The organism is Stenotrophomonas maltophilia complex sp. Om-AH-Sm3, from assembly GCF_059337855.1.
Genome location: NZ_JBYBLQ010000006.1, coordinates 132587 through 150996 on the forward strand (window position 1 = coordinate 132587; position 18410 = coordinate 150996).

Annotated in this window: 18 protein-coding genes; 3 read left to right on the forward strand and 15 right to left on the reverse strand. The window is 66.9% G+C overall.

Annotated elements, in window-relative coordinates; genetic code table 11:
* The first annotated feature begins 23 nt into the window (after positions 1-23).
* Entirely contained in the window at positions 24-314 is a 291-nt protein-coding gene (locus tag AC10QF_RS09590) for a putative quinol monooxygenase (protein ID WP_099495730.1), read from the forward strand.
* Here AC10QF_RS09590 and AC10QF_RS09595 read toward each other — a convergent pair.
* The 15 genes from AC10QF_RS09595 to ppsR form a co-directional block, all read right to left on the reverse strand.
* The gene (locus AC10QF_RS09595) at positions 256-558 is read right to left on the reverse strand and encodes a hypothetical protein (protein WP_049435379.1); all 303 of its coding nucleotides are present in this window, start codon (positions 556-558) and stop codon (positions 256-258) included. The two genes, AC10QF_RS09590 and AC10QF_RS09595, sit on opposite strands and share 59 nt — an antisense overlap.
* A 62-nt stretch (positions 559-620) precedes the next feature.
* The gene (locus tag AC10QF_RS09600) at positions 621-2810 is read right to left on the reverse strand and encodes a PAS domain S-box protein (protein WP_069138245.1); all 2190 of its coding nucleotides are present in this window, start codon (positions 2808-2810) and stop codon (positions 621-623) included.
* Positions 2811-3018: 208 nt separating this feature from the next.
* Entirely contained in the window at positions 3019-5406 is a 2388-nt protein-coding gene (locus AC10QF_RS09605) for a Tex family protein (RefSeq protein ID WP_494542091.1), read from the reverse strand.
* Between the two features lie 207 nt (positions 5407-5613).
* A complete protein-coding gene (locus AC10QF_RS09610; protein WP_005417149.1) occupies positions 5614-5829 on the reverse strand; it encodes a hypothetical protein in 216 nt (71 codons plus the stop codon).
* 385 nt (positions 5830-6214) lie between these two features.
* Positions 6215-6619 carry a hypothetical protein gene (locus tag AC10QF_RS09615; RefSeq protein ID WP_111177378.1) on the reverse strand — a complete coding sequence of 135 codons (405 nt, stop codon included), beginning with the start codon at positions 6617-6619 and terminating at the stop codon, positions 6215-6217.
* Between the two features lie 44 nt (positions 6620-6663).
* Positions 6664-6822, reverse strand: coding sequence for a PspC domain-containing protein (locus AC10QF_RS09620; protein WP_194430536.1), 159 nt, complete (start codon positions 6820-6822; stop codon positions 6664-6666).
* A gap of 112 nt (positions 6823-6934) precedes the next feature.
* Positions 6935-7303: a YfeK family protein gene (locus AC10QF_RS09625; protein WP_032954276.1), complete on the reverse strand. Its 369-nt coding sequence runs from the start codon at positions 7301-7303 to the stop codon at positions 6935-6937.
* 33 nt (positions 7304-7336) lie between these two features.
* Positions 7337-8404, reverse strand: a complete 1068-nt coding sequence (gene phaC / locus AC10QF_RS09630; RefSeq protein WP_005417157.1) for a class III poly(R)-hydroxyalkanoic acid synthase subunit PhaC — start codon at positions 8402-8404, stop codon at positions 7337-7339.
* Positions 8401-9450, reverse strand: a complete 1050-nt coding sequence (phaE, locus tag AC10QF_RS09635) for a class III poly(R)-hydroxyalkanoic acid synthase subunit PhaE (RefSeq protein ID WP_494542092.1) — start codon at positions 9448-9450, stop codon at positions 8401-8403. Before phaE ends, phaC begins: the two co-directional genes overlap by 4 nt.
* Positions 9451-9472: 22 nt before the next feature.
* Positions 9473-10087, reverse strand: a complete 615-nt coding sequence (locus AC10QF_RS09640) for a CDP-alcohol phosphatidyltransferase family protein (RefSeq protein WP_019660264.1) — start codon at positions 10085-10087, stop codon at positions 9473-9475.
* Between the two features lie 529 nt (positions 10088-10616).
* Positions 10617-11978 carry an MATE family efflux transporter gene (locus AC10QF_RS09645; RefSeq protein ID WP_447906614.1) on the reverse strand — a complete coding sequence of 454 codons (1362 nt, stop codon included), beginning with the start codon at positions 11976-11978 and terminating at the stop codon, positions 10617-10619.
* Between the two features lie 117 nt (positions 11979-12095).
* Positions 12096-12710, reverse strand: a complete 615-nt coding sequence (locus AC10QF_RS09650) for a DUF2239 family protein (RefSeq protein WP_164282735.1) — start codon at positions 12708-12710, stop codon at positions 12096-12098.
* Between the two features lie 143 nt (positions 12711-12853).
* A complete protein-coding gene (locus tag AC10QF_RS09655) occupies positions 12854-13342 on the reverse strand; it encodes an NUDIX hydrolase (protein WP_005417168.1) in 489 nt (162 codons plus the stop codon).
* Positions 13343-13384: 42 nt separating this feature from the next.
* Positions 13385-13894: a DUF1249 domain-containing protein gene (locus AC10QF_RS09660; protein ID WP_032954273.1), complete on the reverse strand. Its 510-nt coding sequence runs from the start codon at positions 13892-13894 to the stop codon at positions 13385-13387.
* Between the two features lie 123 nt (positions 13895-14017).
* Entirely contained in the window at positions 14018-14839 is an 822-nt protein-coding gene (gene ppsR, locus AC10QF_RS09665) for a posphoenolpyruvate synthetase regulatory kinase/phosphorylase PpsR (RefSeq protein ID WP_005417170.1), read from the reverse strand.
* 144 nt (positions 14840-14983) lie between these two features.
* Here ppsR and ppsA point away from each other — a divergent pair, with 144 nt between their 5' ends.
* Both ppsA and AC10QF_RS09675 read left to right on the forward strand, forming a co-directional pair.
* On the forward strand, positions 14984-17362 hold the full coding sequence (ppsA, locus tag AC10QF_RS09670) for a phosphoenolpyruvate synthase (RefSeq protein WP_494542093.1): 2379 nt from the start codon (positions 14984-14986) through the stop codon (positions 17360-17362).
* A 145-nt stretch (positions 17363-17507) separates the two neighbouring features.
* Positions 17508-18407, forward strand: coding sequence for a mechanosensitive ion channel family protein (locus AC10QF_RS09675; RefSeq protein ID WP_065186198.1), 900 nt, complete (start codon positions 17508-17510; stop codon positions 18405-18407).
* Positions 18408-18410: the final 3 nt, after the last annotated feature.

Below are 18410 nucleotides of genomic sequence, written 5' to 3' on the forward strand. Positions count from 1 at the left end.
AAGGCCCGTCTGCAGGTGCCGGCATGCTGAAAGTGATCGCCGAGGATTTCATCCATCCCGATGCCGTGGATACCGTGCTTCCCCTGTACCGCGAGCTGGTCGCATGCACGCAGCGAGAGCCGCTCTGCCTCGGCTATGAACTGTTCGTCGACCACAAGGACCCCGGGCATTTCGTCTTCATCGAGCAATGGCCAGACCGCGACGCTCTGGATATCCATTGCGCCAGCGAGCACTTCCAGCGTCTGGTGCCTCAGATCAACGCGTTCCAGCGCGCACCGTGCCGGGTCCTGCTGATGGACGCCGCACGGATGTAGTGCCGGAAGCGAGACGCCCGCCGTCGCCGCGGCCATGCCGCCACAGCAACACGCAGGCCGCAACCGTGCAGGCCAAGCTCAGGACCAGCAGCGCGACCGCGCCTTGCTGCAACACGGGCAACAACGCCTGCGCGTGCGGGTCCCCGCGCAGCTGTTCGGCGCGCAGGCAGGTGGCCAGCGCCAGGCACCAGCCGACCAGCGCCGGGATGAACATGCGTACCGCAACCGGGTTCCAGGCCTTCATGGGTTCACCTGCTTGAGTGGAGATGCGCGCAGTATTCGCGCGCGTCCTCTCACAGGCTGAGATCAGTCCTGGGCGGCATCGGCATCGTCGCCTGGAAGCCCCGACAGCTCGCCCTGCACCTGCACGTTGTTGCGCCCCAGCGCCTTGGCCCGGTAGCACTGTGCATCGGCAGCGGCCACTGCCTGGTCCACGCTCATGCCCCCCGCCAGGGGCGCGATGCCGATGCTGGCACCGACCCGCAGCCGGTGCTGATCCCATGGAATGGACAGCGCTGACAGGGTCTGCAGGAGCTCACCGCCGATCCGTGCGGCACGACGCGGCGTACACCCGGACAGGATCACCGCGAACTCGTCGCCGCCCAGCCGCGCCACCACGTCCGAATCACGCACACCATGTCGCAGCACACTGGCCACCGCCCACAGCACGGCATCGCCGGCCAGGTGGCCCCAGGTGTCGTTGACCGGCTTGAAGCGGTCCAGATCGATGTACATCAGCGAGGCGGCCTGCCCGGTGCGCTCGACGCGGGTGATCGCCTGCTGCAGGTGCACCTCGAAACCGCGGCGGTTGCTCAGTTCGGTGAGTGGATCGATCTCGGCCAGGTGGCGGGCTTCGCGCTGCCGCGCCCGCTGCTGGGTGTCGTCGCGCAGCACCCACACCGCGCCGCGCACATGGCCTTCGTCATCGCGCAGCCAGGCCCGCGTCAGGTCCACCGGCACCGTTGCCGTGCCCAGGCGCAGCAGCAGGTCGGCATGCAGGTCCACCGCGTTGCTTTCCGGGTCCAGGAGTACCTGCACATCCAGCACCGAGCCGGGCGCGTACTCGGTGGTCAGCGCCAGCACGTCCTGCACCCTGTGCCCGGCCAGCGACAGCGCGCCATCACCGGCCAGGGTGCGTACCGCGGCCGCGTTGGCATAGTCGATGCGGCCGTCAAGGTTGACGCTGAGCACCAGGTCGGCCACCGCATCCAGGGTGATGCGGCTGCGCTGTTCGCTCTCGAACAGGCGTTGCTCACTGCTGCGCTGGGCGGTGATGTCCTGGATCTGCGACACGAAATGCAGTGGCTGGCCATGCTCGCTGCGCACCAGCGACACTGACAGCCGCGCCCAGATGATGCGGCCGTCGCGGTCGAGATAGCGCTTTTCAAGGTGGTAATGGCTGCGCCGTCCGGCCAGCAGGTCCTGCACCAGGGCCAGGTCGGTCTGCAGGTCATCGGGATGGGTCAGGCGCTGGAAGTCGACCTGCAGCAGCTCTTCGCGCGGGTAACCCAGGATCCGGCACAGCGCATCATTGACGTCCAGCCAACGCCCCTCCAGCGACACCAGCGCCATGCCCAACGCCGCCGACGTGAATGCACCGGCGAACTTTTCCGCCGACAGCCGCGCCTCAGCCCGTGCCTGCAGGATCTCGGTGATGTCGATGGCCATGCCGACGTAGCCGATGCGTGCGCCTTCGGCACCTTCCATGCGGCTGATCGACAGGCGCACCTGGCGTGGCAGGCCCTCCTTGCGCAGCAACGTCCACTGCCGCGAGTAGGTCTGCCCGTCAGCGCGAGCACTGAGCGCTTCGAACACGTCGGGAAGGTTGCCCTCGGCATCGGCCAGCGGCTCCAGCCAGGCTTTCAGTTCCTCCGGATCGTGGAACGCATCGAGCCGGCGCTGGCCGACCACCTCCGCTGCGCTGTAGCCCAGCAGGCGCTCCGCACCCGTGTTGAACAGGGTGATGGTGCCATCGGTATCGGTGGCGATCACCGCTACCTCATCGGACGCATCGACCACGGCCTGCAGGCGTTGGCGGGTCTCGGCCGCGTCCTGCCTCGCCTGCTGCAGCTCGGTGACGTCAGCATGCGCGCCGGCCATCCACAGCGGCTTGCCCTGCCCATCCCATTCGAAGACCCGCCCGCGGTCCTGGATCCAGATCCACTGCCCGTTCTTGTGGCGCATGCGCAGCAGGCAGGCGTAGTTGTCGCTGCGGCCTTCGAAATGCTCATCCAGCGCCGCATCGGACAGCGCGATGTCATCGGGATGGACCAGCTTCAGGAACGTCTTCTGGCAGATGGGTTGCAGCTCTTCCAGGCGGTAGCCGACGATCTCAGCCCAGCGCGCGTTGACCCGCATCTCGCCGGTCTGCACGTTCCATTCCCAGGTTCCCGCGGCGGTACCGTCGATGATCATCGCCAGGCGGCGACGCTCTTCCGCCAGCTCCTGCAGGCGGCGCTCCAGCAGTCCATTGCCGTGGGTGCCCTGGCCCGGCATCAATCCGGTCCCCTGCCGGCACGGGCAGGCGCCGACCGCAGCGGAACGCTGCGGCCTGCAACGAAGATGGCGGGTCGTGCTGGCGTCATGGCCCTCCCCAGCAACAGCGGGGTGGCCGGACGCCTCCCCTCAAGCGCAAGTGTGCGCAATCACGGGGAAAATCGACAAGTCCCCCGCCACGAATCAAGTGTGACGGGGAACGCGGTCCTCAACTGCGCTTGGCGCGGGCGAAGGCCTCGGCCAGGGCGTTATTGGCCGGCGGCGCGGACGCGGCGGGACGGCCGCCATTGCCTTGGCCCCGGTTCGGCCCGCGGTTCTGGCCGCCTGCATCGCGGCGCGGACCCTGCCCATGGCCGCGTTCATCACGCTGGCCCGGGCGGCTGGTCGCTTGCCCGGGGGTATCGTCCAGGCGCCGGGTCAGGGCGATGCGCTTGCGCGCCACGTCCACCTCCAGCACCTTCACCTTGACGATATCACCGGCCTTGACCACGTCGCGCGGGTCCTTCACGAACGTATCGGAAAGCGCCGAGATGTGGATCAGGCCGTCCTGGTGCACACCGATATCGACGAAGGCACCGAAGGCCGCCACGTTGCTGACCACACCCTCGAGCACCATGCCCTCGCGCAGGTCCTTGATGTCCTCGACGCCCTCGGCGAAGCGTGCCGCCTTGAACTCGGGACGTGGGTCTCGGCCCGGCTTCTCCAGTTCCTTGAGGATGTCACGCACGGTCGGCACGCCGAAGGTGGCATCGGTGAACTGCTCGGCCTTCAGGCCGCGCAGGAAGCTGCCATCACCGATCAGCGCCTTGATCGGGCGCGCGGTGCTGGCCACGATGCGCTCGACCACCGGGTAGGCTTCCGGGTGTACCGCCGAAGCATCCAGCGGCTCATCACCGTCGGCAATGCGCAGGAAGCCCGCGCACTGTTCAAAGGTTTTCTCGCCCAGGCGCGCGACCTTCAGCAGGTCCTTGCGGCGCTTGAACGGGCCGTTCGCATCACGGTGGCGCACGATGTTCTCGGCCACCGTGGCCGACAGGCCGGACACCCGCGACAACAGTGCAGCCGAAGCGGTGTTCACGTACACGCCCACCGCGTTCACGCAGTCCTCCACGCGGGCATCCAGCGCGCGCGCCAGGCGGTACTGGTCCACATCGTGCTGGTACTGGCCGACACCGATCGCCTTGGGTTCGATCTTCACCAGTTCGGCCAGCGGGTCCTGCAGGCGGCGGGCGATCGACACCGCCCCACGTAGCGACACGTCCAGCTCCGGGAACTCTCTGGCCGCGAACTCGGACGCCGAATACACCGACGCCCCGGCCTCGCTGACCACTACCTTCTGCAGCTTCGGGTTGGCAGCGGCCTTGATCGCTTCACCAGCCAGCTTGTCGGTTTCGCGGCTGGCGGTGCCGTTGCCGATCGCGATCAGTTCCACGTTGTGCTTGGCGCACAGCTGCTTGATCGTCTGCAGCGACTGCTCCCACTGGCGACGCGGCTCGTGCGGGTAGATGGTGTCGGTGGCGACCAGCTTGCCGGTGGCATCGACCACGGCGATCTTGCAGCCGGTGCGGATGCCCGGGTCCAGTCCGAGCACGGTCTTCGGGCCGGCGGGTGCCGCCAGCAACAGGTCCTTCAGGTTGTCGCCGAACACCGCGATGGCTTCGGCTTCGGCCTTTTCGCGGGCTTGGTTGAACAGGTCCAGCAGCAGATGGGTGTGCAGCTTGGCACGCCAGGTCAGCCGGCACGCATCCAGCAGCCAGCGGTCGGCGGCACGGCCCTGGTCGGCGATGCCGGCCTTGCGCGCCACGCGTCCTTCGGCGTACTGATGGCCAGCCTCGGCATCGCTGCCCGGGTCCAGTTCCAGGAACAGGATCTCCTCGCGGCGCGCACGGAACAGTGCCAGCAAGCGATGCGACGGAATCTTCGCCAGCGCCTCGGCATGCTCGAAGTAGTCGCGGTACTTGGCGCCCTCGGTTTCCTTGCCCTCGGCGACGCGGGCACGGATCACGCCGGTCTCGCCCAGCCAGGTGCGCAGTTCACCGACCAGCGTGGCGTCTTCGCCCCAGCGCTCCATCAGGATCGCGCGCGCGCCTTCCAACGCGGACTTGGCGTCGGCCACGCCCTTGTCGGCGTCGACCAAGGTGGCCGCGAACGTCTGCGGGTCCTGCGTCGGGTCGGCCAGCAGGCCATCGGCCAACGGCTCCAGGCCGGCCTCGCGGGCGATCTGCGCACGGGTGCGGCGCTTGGGCTTGTACGGCAGGTACAGGTCTTCCAGCCGGCTCTTGGTGTCGGCGGCCAGGATGTCATTGCGCAGCTCGTCACTGAGCTTGCCCTGCTCGCCGATGCTGGCCAGCACCGCCGCACGGCGGTCCTCCAGCTCGCGCAGGTAGGTCAGCCGGGTTTCCAGGTTGCGCAGCTGGGTGTCGTCCAGGCCACCGGTCACTTCCTTGCGGTAGCGCGCGATGAACGGAACGCTGGCGCCTTCGTCGAGCAGGCCGACTGCGGCGCGTACCTGGGCGGACTGGGCACCGATCTCGTCGGCGATGGTCTGGGCGATCTGCTGGGCGAGCGCGCTCTGGGCGTTCTTGGCGTCGTGCATTGCTTCAGGTCTGTGCCGCGTTTCGGGAAGCCCCCATTCTGGCAATCCGCGACGGAGCCGGACAAGGCATTGACAGGGGGCGAGGTTCAGCGGCGAAGCCGGATTGGACGCCGGCATCCTGGCAAAGAGCGGGCTCGGACTGGCCCGGGGCTGGGATGCCGGCGCGGGCGCGCAATGGTGGGCGCGCCCTGCCGCGTGTTGCGTCGGTCAGCGGTAGTGGCGAGCGGCGCGCTGCATGACGATGTCGTCACGCATGCCTTCCAGGGCCATCAGGCGGACCTTGCCGACACCCTGCAGTTCCATGAACCGCTCCGTGTAGAACTCCGGCCCCAGCGCGGTGTCGGCGCGGGATTTGCTGAAGCCGTAGGGCACCACGCCCTTCTCGCCATCCTTGCTACCACCGACATAAAGAACGATTGCCATGTGATGTATTCCTCCAAATTGCTACTGCGTACTGCGCTCGATGAGCGATGCTGCGAGCTCATCAAGGAAGAGCTTACCGCGTCGAACCTGACTGGAACGTCACGAAGGCTAATGACGATCGGTTGCATGCAGATGACTGCGGGATCGCTGCAGAATGCTTACGGATCTTTAACTTCCGGCTAACGAATCGGTGGGGGATTCCCGCCAACGGCGCAGCCCCTCGTGGGTGGTTTGGTTGGTCGCGGAAAGCCGGTTTCCTGTGGGCTGGCCGGGAGGGTGGGTAGGCCGGGGACGCCGTGAACCCAACCCGACCGACCAGCGCGAGGGTTTTGCATTTGACAACCAGGCATCACCACCCACGAGGGGCTGCGCCGTTGGCTGGAAACTACGGCCACCAACCACACCCGAACCGGGCGAAATGATCGGCCGCCCGCTCGAACGGGTTGCGCGCGCTCACCCCGCCGCACAGCAGGTACACCGGCAGGTACAGCGGCCCCAGCACCATGTACTGGTAAACGTGCGCGCGCTCGTGGTCGTCCAGCCGGATCAGCGGCTCCACGCCCCACCCCGCCTGATGCGCATAGGTCCGGCAACAGATGCCGAGGTCATGGCCGGTATGCAGGATCACGTTGCCCAGGGTGATCGCACCGCCCGGCCCCCACGGCCAGTGATCGAACACCACGGCGCAGTCCCGCCCGCTCCAGCGCAGCGTCGCGCCGCCAAGCATGCCGGCCAAGCCGCCGATCAGGCCGATCAGTGTGTTGGGCAACGTCCATGCGGCGCCCAGCATCTGCAGCGCGCGCAGCCAGAGCGGCCAGGATCGAGCGGCGGTGTTCAATCCGCCTCGTTCGGAATCAGCAGCCACAGGATCAGGTAGATCAGAATGCCGGGGAAGGCGGCCGAGCCGATCGATACCAGCACGAACACGATCCGCACCAGGGTGGGGTTCCAGCCGAAGCGATGGGCAATGCCGCCCATCACGCCGGCAATCATGCGGTCGTTCAATGAACGCGACAGCGTCTTGGGCGTGGTGTTCACGGCGGTGTCTCCTCGGCTTGCGGGCAGAATCAGTCGAGCACGCCGCGACTCTACACCGCCTCCGTGTCTACGGCGTGCGGAGACGCAGCGCCTGCAGGCGCGCACCGAACCAGGCGGCCGCGGTCTGTTCAGGCTGCCCCGGGCACTGGATGCGGTAAGGCTTCCCGCTCATGCTGCTCTGGCTGGCGGCGCGCTCGATGAACTGCTCGGCGCTGTCCACCATGTCCTTCTTCAGCAGGTAGTCGTACTTGCGCTGCAGATGGGCGCGCGCATCGCCGCCGTCGTACCAGCTGCCATTGCGCTGGAAACGGCACTGCGAGCCGTCCAGGCTGGAAATCAGCTGGGCGATCTCCCGGCGTGCATCGGCACTGGGTGCGGCGTGGGCAAATTGTGCTGCCAGCAGTGCCGCAAGAATCAACGAAATCCGGTACGTCATCATCCCCCCAGGTCAGTCGAGCATGGCTCGACTCTACAGGTCACGCGCCTTCAACCAGCCATCGATCGTGGCCGGCACTTCGCGCTGGGCGCGGCCGGACACATAGATACCAATGTGGCCACCGCGGAAACTGGACTCGGTGTAGTCGTCCGTACCCAGGCGCCCACGCATCGCGCGCGAGGCGTCCGGCGGTACCAGATGGTCCTGCTCGGCATAGATGTTCAGCACCGGCAAGGTCACCTGCGACAGATCCACGGCTTCCTCGCCGATCCGCACCGTACCGTTCACCAGGCCGTTGCCCTGGTAGAACTGCTTGATGAAGTCACGGAACGCCTCGCCCGCCAGGTCCGGCGAATCGAAGATCCATTTTTCCATGCGCAGGAAATCCTCCAGCGCCGCCTTGTCGTCGAGGATATCGAGCAGACCGACGTACTTCTGCACGTTCAGGCGGAATGGCTTGAGCATCAGGTAGCTGGCATTCATCAGGTCAGCCGGTATGTTGCCCAGCGTATCCACCAGCAGATCCACGTCCACCTGCCGCGCCCAGTGCGAGAGCATGTTGTCGGCCGTCTGGAAATCGACCGGGGTGACCATGGTGATCAGCTTGCCCAGCTTCTCCCGGCGCAGCGCGGCATAGCACAGCGCGAACACACCGCCCTGGCAGATGCCGAGCAGGTCGATCGGGCCGCCACTGCGCACGCGCAGTGCATCCACCGCACCATCGATATAGCGCAGCAGATAGTCCTCCAGCGTCTGGAAGCGCTCCGAACGATCCGGGTAGCCCCAGTCCAGCACGTACACGTCCTGCCCGAGCGCCAACAGCTTCTGCACCAGGGAGCGGTCGGCCTGCAGGTCGACCATGTACGGCCGGTTGACCAGTGCGTAGACGATCAGCAGAGGCGTGCGCCGGGTCGGCGCCTGTTCGCCGACGAAGCGGTAGAGCACCACCTTGCCGTCGCGCCACACTTCCTCGCGGGCGGTCACGCCATAGTCAACGTCTTCCACCTGCGGCAGCAGCTTCAGCCCTTCCATCAGCTTGCGCTGCATCGCCAGGGTTTCCTGCATCAGGTCATCGGCGTTGAAGCCCAGCGGTCCCTTCATCGGTCACGTGCCCGTGAGGTGGTGCGAGATTCGGACTTTTTGGCAGCCGCCTTCTTTGCCGGCGCGGCCCTCTTCGCGGCCTTGCGGGCGGCTGGCTTCACCTTCGCCGGCGTTGGCTGCGCCACCGGATCGACCGCAGCGGTTCCAGCCAGCACCGCCACTTGTGCCTGCAGCCGGCGCAGGCTGCGCTCCAGCTCGGCGATGCGGCGGTGTGCGGCATCCATCTCGCTGCGGGTCGGCAGGCCGATACGTTCACTCATCTGTTCCACCTCGCGCTGCAGGCCGGCGCGCAGACGCATCTGCGCGTTGCCCAGCGAGGCGTACACCTGCTGGAACGGTTCGGACATGGCGACCTTGGCGTAGGCCTCCTCGGCCACTTCGATCCACAGGTCGAACATCGCGCGGGCGCTGGTCAGCTGGCTGCCGGGCTGCTCGTGCTCGGCCAGGCGCTGCTCGAACAGCGCGAAGGCCTCGTCCAGTGCCTGCTTGATCTGATCGACATAGGCGCGCGAATGCTGCTGGTATTCCTCCTGCGCACGCAGCAGGGCCTGCCAGCGCGCCTGGTGCTCGCGGCCGGGGCCGAATGCCGGGCTCTGCAGCCATGGGCCCGCCTGCAGCTGGAACTGCTGCAGCCATGCGGCGAATTCAGGTACTGCGGCACCGGCGTGGGTGCTGCCGCGGGCGCCCTGCAGCATCCATTGCAGCATGCCGTCGCCCTGGCCCTGCACCGCCTCGCGCCAGGCCTGGGCCACATCGGCACTGCTGGCGTCGCGGCCGGCAAACCGAGCGGCGACCTCCTGCATGGTGCCGTACCAGCTGCCCGCCTGTTCGCGGAACCGGCGCACGGCATCTTCCGGCGCGCCGGGCGCCTGTTCGGGCAACAGCTGGCCCCACCAGTCGAACAGCCGCTGCCAGCTGCCCGGGTCGTCGCCCGCCGGTGCGCCGGGAGCACCCGCATGGCGCAGGGCATCGCCCCAGGCGCCGAAATACTGCCGGGCCAGGGTCTCGAAATCGCTGCTGCCGGCGTCGTGGGCCGAGCTGGTCATCGCAGGCCTCCGCAGGGCTGGCTCATGGCTTGGGAATGCGCAGGGTCTTGCTGATCATCAGCGACCCGGACAGCGCGAACAACAGCACCATCGGGTGCAGCTGCCAAGGTCCGATCTGCCACTGGCCGAACCAGATGTTCTGGCCGATGGCATCGGTGCCGGCGGCGATCGCCAGTACGATCACCAGCACCAGGCTGGTCGGGATCGGGGTGCCCTCGAAATACGTGACCTTGCCCTCGTCGCCGGTCATTGCCTCGGCAGTGACGTTGTAGCGTGCCAGGCGGCTGACGCCGCAGCAGACGAAGTAGCTCAGCACCAGCCAGTCCCAGCCACCCTGCATGCCACAGGCATAGGCCAGCGCCGCTGGGGCCACCCCGAAGGAAATCACGTCGGACAGCGAGTCCAGCTCGCGGCCCAGGGTGGAACTGGACTTGCGCCAGCGCGCGATGCGTCCATCAAGGGCGTCGAAGATGAAGGCCAACGGGATCAGCGCCATGCCGAACAGCAGGTAGCCGCGCTCGCCATCCTGCAGGAAGCGCATCGCGGCGAAGACCGCACCGGTGCCGCAGAAAGCATTGGCCAGGGTGAACCAGTCGGCCAGCTGGAATTCGCGCAGCATCGAGAAATGACGTTTCATGGGGTCTCACGGAGCATCAAGGCCCACAGGTTACCGCGAGCGCCGCCGCTGGCGACAGCGCCGGCCGGTCCCACCCTTCACTGCACCCTCACCCGCCCTCACCGGCGGTGAATTTTTCGCCACCCATCTTGACAGCCTAGGGGGGTGGCGCCTGTCGCGGCTTATCCACAAAGTTGCCCACGCGTAATCCACACCCCCTGTGGACAACCAGATCTCACCGACTGCGACACCGGACATTTCCTCATCACCCTGACGCGGGGTTTCCCTACTTCCCAAGTTGCAGGGTCGGCGCTATGGTCACCGGCGGGCCCGCCGCCGCCACGTCCGATTCCTGGTGACGGACGATGATGATGCCGGGTGCTTTCAACCTGGCCGCGCAGCTGCGAAGTCCCCAACCGCGCCGCTGCACTGGCGGTCAACACCTTGTGCTTGTACTTCCGCCTGCTGCTGGCGCAGCGCCGCTGAAGTGGTAGAGCCGGCCGCTGGCCGGCTGCCCCTGCCATTCCGGAGTGCCGGCCGGCGGCCGGCACTACCCAGCGTGCACCCGCCGCCACCGGGCGAAACACATCACCTGCATCACCAGCATCGCCAACAACCCCAGCGGCCACGCCCGCCACACGCCGGCCAGCCCGTGCTGCGCCTGCATCCACATCGCCAGCGGCAGCTCCACCAGCAGCACCGCTGCCATGCCCAGCAACGCTGGCAACCATACCGTACCGCCGCCACGCATCACCCCGACCAGCACCGCACTGACTCCCATCGCCAGCACGCCCCACACCACAGTGCGCAGCTGCAACGCAGCCAGGTCGCGCACGTCGGCTGCCGCCAGGATCAGCCCGGTCAGCCAGGGTGCCAGCGACATAACCAGCGCCACCACCACGCTCAGCGTCGCCAGTCCCAGCAGCACGCCAGTCCGGGCGATGGCCGGCAGCCGTGCCGTACGCCCGGCGCCCATCGCATGCGCCGCGAGGATGGTGGCGGTGATCCCAAGGGACATTGCCGGCAACTGCGCCCAGCTCATCAACTGGTTGACCGCACCGTAGGCGGCCGTGGCCGTGTAGCCATAGCGGTTGATCCAGCCCAGCAACACGATTTCGGCGACGGCCAGGCTGAGCATCTGCAGCGAGGACGGTAGGCCGATGCGCAGCATCGATCGGATGATCGCGCCATCGAAACGAATGGCATGCACCAGCTCATGGCCCGGTGCCAGGGGATGTCCGGCCCGATGCCAACGCCACAGCAGCCAGCCCAGGGCCAACAGCGAGGCAATCGCCGCCGACACCGCCGCACTGGCCGATCCCAGCTGCGGCAGGCCGGCCCAGCCCAGGATCAGCAGCGGCGTGCACAGCATACCCACCGCCGTGGCCAGCAACAGCGCATGCAGCGGCGTCTTCGCATCGCCTACTGCGCGGCTCACGGCAGTGGCCAACCACAGCAGGAAGAACGCCGGCGCCGCCAGCAGCAGCACGCGCGCGTAGACGATGGACTCACCGAGGATCGGTGCCGGCGTACCCAGTGACATCAGGAGCTGTGGTGTGAAACCGCTCCCCAGAGCCATCACCAGCACCGACAACAGAAGGATCAGCGCCACCGCACTGCCAGCCACCGCGCGCACCTGCTGCGGCCGACCCGCGCCCCAGGCCTGCCCGATCAGCACCATCGCGCCGGTCGCCAGGCCCATCACCAGGGCCAGCAGCAGGAAGAAGACCGGGAAGAACGCAGCGGCCACGGCCACCGCCTGGGTCCCGAGCAGATGGCCGAGGAAGAGGTTGTCCAGCGTGCCTGCGGCCAGCTGCAGCGCATTGGTCAGCAGCATCGGCAGCAGCAGGGCCAGGTAGGTGCGCCACAGAGGCGGCGCGACCGGGGGCGTGGGATCTACAGGGGAGTTCATGGGGTTCTCTGGGCAAGGCGCTGCCCTGCCCGGCGTTTCCACCCGCAAAGCAAGCACAGGGGACCGGGCCGTGGCCCGCGATCAGGTGGCGCCGCCGCTCAACGACGGCGCGATGGTTCAGCCGTCAGCGCTGTCGAACGCCAGACGCAGGGCGTGGTCACGCACATCCCTGGGCCAGGAATGCAGCACCGCTTCAAGGCCCGCACGGTCGTGCGCGAACAGCACGCGGATGGCCTCCTCGAAGCCCGGCAGGTCACCGGCGATGGTCTGCAGGAAGTGATAGGCGCGCTCGGCATCGCGACGCCGGCGGTCCTTGTCCGCACTGGCGCGGCTGGCCGCCTCCACCAGTTTTCGCAATGCCACCGAGGCCCCGCCCGGCTGCTCTGCCAGCCACGCCCAGTGGCGCGGCAGCAGGGTCACTTCGCGCGCTACTACGCCCAGCTTGGGGCGGCCACGGCCACGCGGGGTCGCCGCAGCGTCTTCGGCAGTGACCTCGGCATCCGTCTCCACGACAGGAAACGCTGCGCTTACCCGCGACAGCAGTTCTGCATCACTGCCGCGCGTATCGAAATCGCGGGTGCGACCGGTCGCGTTGTCGAACACCAGCAATGGTCCGGCCGCGTTGCTGGCGCGCAGCCGCTTGAGCGCCAGTGCGGCCATTTCCGGGCTGCCGGAAGCAACGAGGCGATGGCCGTCGAAACAACTGAAGGGAGGGAGTCGGGACGCAGGCATGGCAATGGCATCAGAGGTGATGCGCGAATATTGCCCGGGTAATTTATGGCCGTCAATATTGCCCGGGTATTAATCGACCGAAAGAGCCTGCCAACCAAGGTTGGCACCCACCGGAATGGTTGGCACCTCCCCGATTCGCCGGGTCACAGCCGGCTGTAGGACCAGCTGACCATGCGGCCGTCCTTGTACGGCATCACGCCGTGGAACGGGCGCGGGTCGGCGTCGAACACCAGCGGCAGGAAGTTGCGGTCGCCCTCCCACATCGGCAGCGTGTCCAGCTTGTCCAGATCCACCCACTCCAGCGTGCCTTCGTGGTTGCCGCCGTGCGGGGTGCCTTCGAAGCTGTCGATGACGAACACGAAGCCCAGCCAGTCTTCGCCGTGCTTGCCGAAACCGGGCCAGCTGAGAGTGCCGCGCAGGCGCATGCCGGTGCAGTCGATGCCGGCTTCCTCGGCAATCTCGCGGCGCATGCTGGCCGCCACGTCCTCGTCCGCTTCGATCTTGCCACCCAGGCCGTTGTACTTGCCGAGGTGATGGTCACCGGGGCGCGTATTGCGATGGATCATCAGCACCTGGCGACGATCGGGCGACAGCACATAGCCCAGGGTGGCGACGATCGGGGTGTACGGCATGGGGCGGCATCCAGCGGCAGGTCAGCCCTGGATTATGGCCGATCAGCGCACCAGCGACAGGCGGCGCTCGGCAGGCGCACCGGCGCCATCGGGGTCACGGCGCAGCGTGGCGACGCCGTGGCCGCGCTCGGCCAGGTATTCCAGCCACTTGCCGAGGAAGGTGTTCATCCGCATGCGGTGGCTGATCAGTTCCGCTGGTGGCGGGTACAGGCCCATGGTGTCCTGCCAGCGGCGGCCGACGTAGCAATGGGTGGTCTCGGCCTGGCGCGCGTCACGGTACAGGCGGACATAGGCCGAGGGATCCGGCTCACCGGTGACCGGGTCGGCAATGTCGTAGGTCAGCCGCAGCTCCACCGTGTAGCGGTGGCACTCGATCACGTCCAGGCGGACATCCAGGCCGTCACCGATCGAGGAAATGTAGCTGCCCGCCGCCAGTCCCGCCGGTTCGAACAGGCGCACCAGATGGCGGTAGTTCTCCGCGTACAGGCCCATGAGCCAGCTCAGCCGGCTCAGGCGGGGAATGCGTTCGGTACGGGGCAAGGCTCGGGCCATGGGTCGATCCTACACGTTGGTGCTTCAACGTGGGGGCGCCTCAAGCCACAGCCAACCCGTCGGTCGCTTTCATCGTGGTAGTGCCGGCCGCTGGCCGGCAGCCCCGCAGCGCGCCGGAACGGATCAATACAGCTCGCGCTGCAGCCCCAATGTGGCCAGCACCTTGCTGGAAATCTCCTCGATCGAGGTGTGGGTGGTGCTCAGGGTCGGGATCCGCTCCATGCGGAACATGGTCTCGGCCGCGGCCACCTCCCGCTTGCAGGTGTCCAGGTTCGCGTAGCGCGAGTTCGGACGGCGCTCCTGGCGGATCTGCTGCAGGCGGTCCGGGTCGATGGTCAACCCGAACAGCTTGCGCCGGTAGTTGCGCAGGCGCGGCGGCAGGCGATCACTTTCCAGGTCCTCGTCGGTCAACGGGTAGTTGGCCGCGCGCACCCCGTAATGCAGGGCCAGGTAGATGCAGGTGGGCGTCTTGCCAGCGCGCGACACCGCTACCAGGATCACGTCGGCGTCGTCATAGTTCACCGCGATGCCGTCGTCATGGGTCAGGGCGAAGTTCATCGCGTTGATGCGCCGGTGGTACGTGTCGAAATCGACCATGCCGTGGGCCTGGCCGACCCGGGCCAGACGCGGGCTGGCCAGTTCGCGCTCCAGCGGCTCGATGAACGGCGCGAACACATCCAGCATCAGCGCCCCGCTGTCGGCCAGGATCAGGCTCAGGCTCTGGTCCACGCAGGAGTTCACCACGATCGGCCGAACCTGGTAGCGCTCCCCCGCCGCCTGGATCCGGGCGCAGGCTTCACGCGCTTTTTCAGGGTCGTCGACAAACGACATCCGATCGGTAATGAAGCTGAACCCGGAGAACTGGGTCAACAGGCTATGCCCAATGGTTTCAGCGGTGATACCGGTTCCATCGGAAACGTAGAACACCGGACGGATGGTCGACATGCGCGCTTTTACCCCCTACGAAGCTTAAAAAGGCCGCCAGCACAAGCTTGTGCCGACGGTGCTCTGCCCGGCATCATATCGGCTTCTTCCTACGGACGCGGCCACTCAGCCCGCCTCGGGCGATGGCCAAACGGAGCATCGCGCTTGAACGAGAACATCCTGTGGTTGCACGAACTGCGTCTGGCCGATCTGGCCCGCGTAGGCGGCAAGAATTCGTCCCTGGGCGAGATGATCGGCAACCTGGCCGGTCTGGGCGTTTCGGTGCCGGGCGGTTATGCCACCACCGCTGAAGCCTTCAAGGACTTCATCGCGCACAACGACCTGTCCAACCGCATCTTCGACAGGCTGGCCACGCTGGACGTCGAGGACGTCAACGCGCTGACCGCCGCCGGCAAGGAAATCCGCGGCTGGGTAATCGACGCCCCGCTGCAGCCGCAGCTGGACCAGGACATCCGCACCGCCTACGCCAAGCTGAGCGCCGAGAATGGCGGCGGCGACGTGGCCGTGGCCGTGCGTTCGTCTGCCACTGCCGAGGATCTGCCGGATGCGTCCTTCGCCGGCCAGCAGGAAACCTTCCTCAACGTGACCGGTGCCGACGACGTCGTGCACAAGGTCAAGGAAGTGTTCGCCTCGCTGTACAACGACCGCGCCATCGCCTACCGCGTGCACCACGGCTTCAAGCATGAGGACGTGTTCCTGTCCGCCGGCGTGCAGCTGATGGTGCGTTCGGGCGTCGGTTCCTCCGGCGTGCTGTTCACCCTGGACACCGAGTCCGGCTTCCGCGACGTGGTGTTCGTCACCTCCTCGTTCGGCTTGGGCGAGATGGTCGTGCAGGGCGCGGTCAATCCGGACGAATACTACGTCTACAAGCCCACCCTGCAGGCCGGCAAGCCGGCGATCCTGCGCCGCTCGCTCGGCAGCAAGGCGATCCGCATGGTGTATTCGGATGTCCCCGGTGAGCGCGTCCGTATCGAAGACACGCCGGCCGAACTGCGCACCACCTTCTCGATCAGCGACGAGGACGTGCAGGAACTGGCCAAGCAGGCGCTGGTCATCGAAAAGCACTACGGCCGCCCGATGGACATCGAGTGGGCCAAGGACGGTGTCAGCGGCAAGCTGTTCATCGTGCAGGCGCGCCCGGAAACGGTGAAGTCGCGCAGCCACGCCACCCAGATCGAGCGCTTCGCGCTGACCGAGAAGGGCGGCAAGGTGCTGGCCGAGGGCCGTGCCGTCGGCGCCAAGATCGGTTCGGGCGTGGCCCGCGTGGTGAAGACGCTGGACGACATGAACCGCGTGCAGCCCGGCGACGTGCTGATCGCCGACATGACCGATCCGGATTGGGAACCGGTGATGAAGCGCGCCTCGGCCATCGTCACCAACCGCGGTGGCCGCACCTGCCACGCCGCGATCATCGCGCGCGAGCTGGGCGTGCCGGCCGTGGTTGGTTCGGGCAACGCGACCCAGGTCATCGAAGATGGCCAGCTGGTCACCGTCAGCTGCGCTGAAGGCGATACCGGCTTCATCTACGAAGGCAAGCTCGGCTTTGAACGCACCACCACCGATCTGGGCAACATGCCGCCGGCGCCGCTGAAGATCATGATGAACGTGGCCAACCCGGAACGTGCCTTCGACTTCGGCCAGCTGCCGAACGCCGGCATCGGCCTGGCCCGCCTGGAAATGATCATCGCCAGCCACATCGGCATCCATCCGAATGCGCTGCTGGAATACGACCGCCAGGATGCGGCGACCAAGAAGAAGATCGACGAGAAGATCGCCGGCTACGGTGATCCGGTCAGCTTCTACGTCGACCGCCTGGCCGAAGGCATCGCCACCCTCACCGCCTCGGTCGCCCCGAACGCCGTGATCGTGCGCCTGTCGGACTTCAAGTCCAACGAGTACGCCAACCTGATCGGCGGCAGCAACTACGAGCCGCACGAAGAGAACCCGATGATCGGCTTCCGCGGCGCCAGCCGTTACGTCGATCCGAGCTTCTCGGCCGCCTTCGCGCTGGAGTGCAAGGCCGTGCTGCGCGTGCGCAACGAAATGGGCCTGGACAACCTGTGGGTCATGATTCCGTTCGTGCGCACCCTGGAAGAAGGCCGCAAGGTCATCGAGGTGCTGGAACAGAACGGCCTGAAGCAGGGCGAGAACGGCCTGAAGATCATCATGATGTGCGAAGTGCCGTCCAACGCACTGCTCGCCGATGAGTTCCTGGAGATCTTCGACGGCTTCTCGATCGGCTCCAACGACCTGACCCAGCTGAGCCTGGGCCTGGACCGCGACTCGTCGATCGTCGCGCACCTGTTCGACGAACGTAACCCGGCTGTGAAAAAGCTGCTGTCGATGGCGATCAAGTCGGCACGTGCCAAGGGCAAGTACGTTGGCATCTGCGGCCAGGGCCCGTCCGATCACCCGGATCTGGCCGAATGGCTGATGCAGGAAGGCATCGAGTCGGTGTCGCTGAACCCGGACACCGTGGTTGATACCTGGCTGCGCCTGGCCAAGCTGAAAGCCAACGGCTGATGCCGTGATGGGCTGACGTCGCTTTCATCGACGTCCGCCCATACTGCTGCTGCACGCAAGCCCCGCCTCTGCGGGGCTTGCTGTTTCTGGCGTCCACGCACGCCCGGCCCCACGCAGACATCGCTACGCAGCAAAGGACTTCCGCATGATCGCCGCCGCACCTCCCACCCCCGCCCCCGCCGCAACGCCCTGGTTCCACTCGCTCAACTGGGAGCGCCTGCTGGAAACCTACGGTGTGCCGTTACTGGCCGCCATCGTGGTGCTGCTGGTGGGCCTGTGGGTGGCGCGTCGCCTGTCCAACGCGATGCCGCGCGCCACAGCGCGCATGGGCGTGGACCCGATGCTGGGCAGCTTCCTGCGCAACGTGGTGTACGCCGCATCGCTGGTGATCGTGGTGGTGCTGGCCATCGGCACGCTGGGCGTGCAGATCACGCCGCTGCTGGCCGTGCTCGGCACCGCCGGCCTGGCCGTTGGCCTTGCCCTGAAGGACTCGCTGTCCAACATCGCCTCGGGCGTGATGCTGGTGACATTGCGGCCGTTCCGCGTCGGCGACGTGGTCACCGTTGCCGGACAGACCGGCACGGTGCGCGAAGTGCGCATTTTCCAGACCGTCATCACCGGTGCCGACAACCAGCACACCACCATTCCGAACACGCTGATCACCGCCGCACCGATCATCAACCTGACCGCCGAGCCGACCCGCCGCGTCGAACTGGTGATCGGCATCGGCTACGAGGACAACATCCAGCTGGCACGCGACACCGCGCTGGCGCTGATGAAGGCGGACCCGCGCGTGCTGCAGACGCCGGCACCGGACGTGGTGGTGTACGAGTTGGGGGCGCACGCGATCAACCTCGGCATCCGCTGCTACGTGAAGTCGGCCGACTGGTTCGGCACCAAGGTCACGCTGCTGGAGCAGCTCAAGCTGGGCTTTGACAGGGCCGGCATCAACATCCCGTACCCGCAGCAGGACATGCACCTGTACCTGCATGGAAAGGATGGCGGTGTGGTCGAGGCGGACGCGCTGGTGCGCGACAAGCCTTGATCC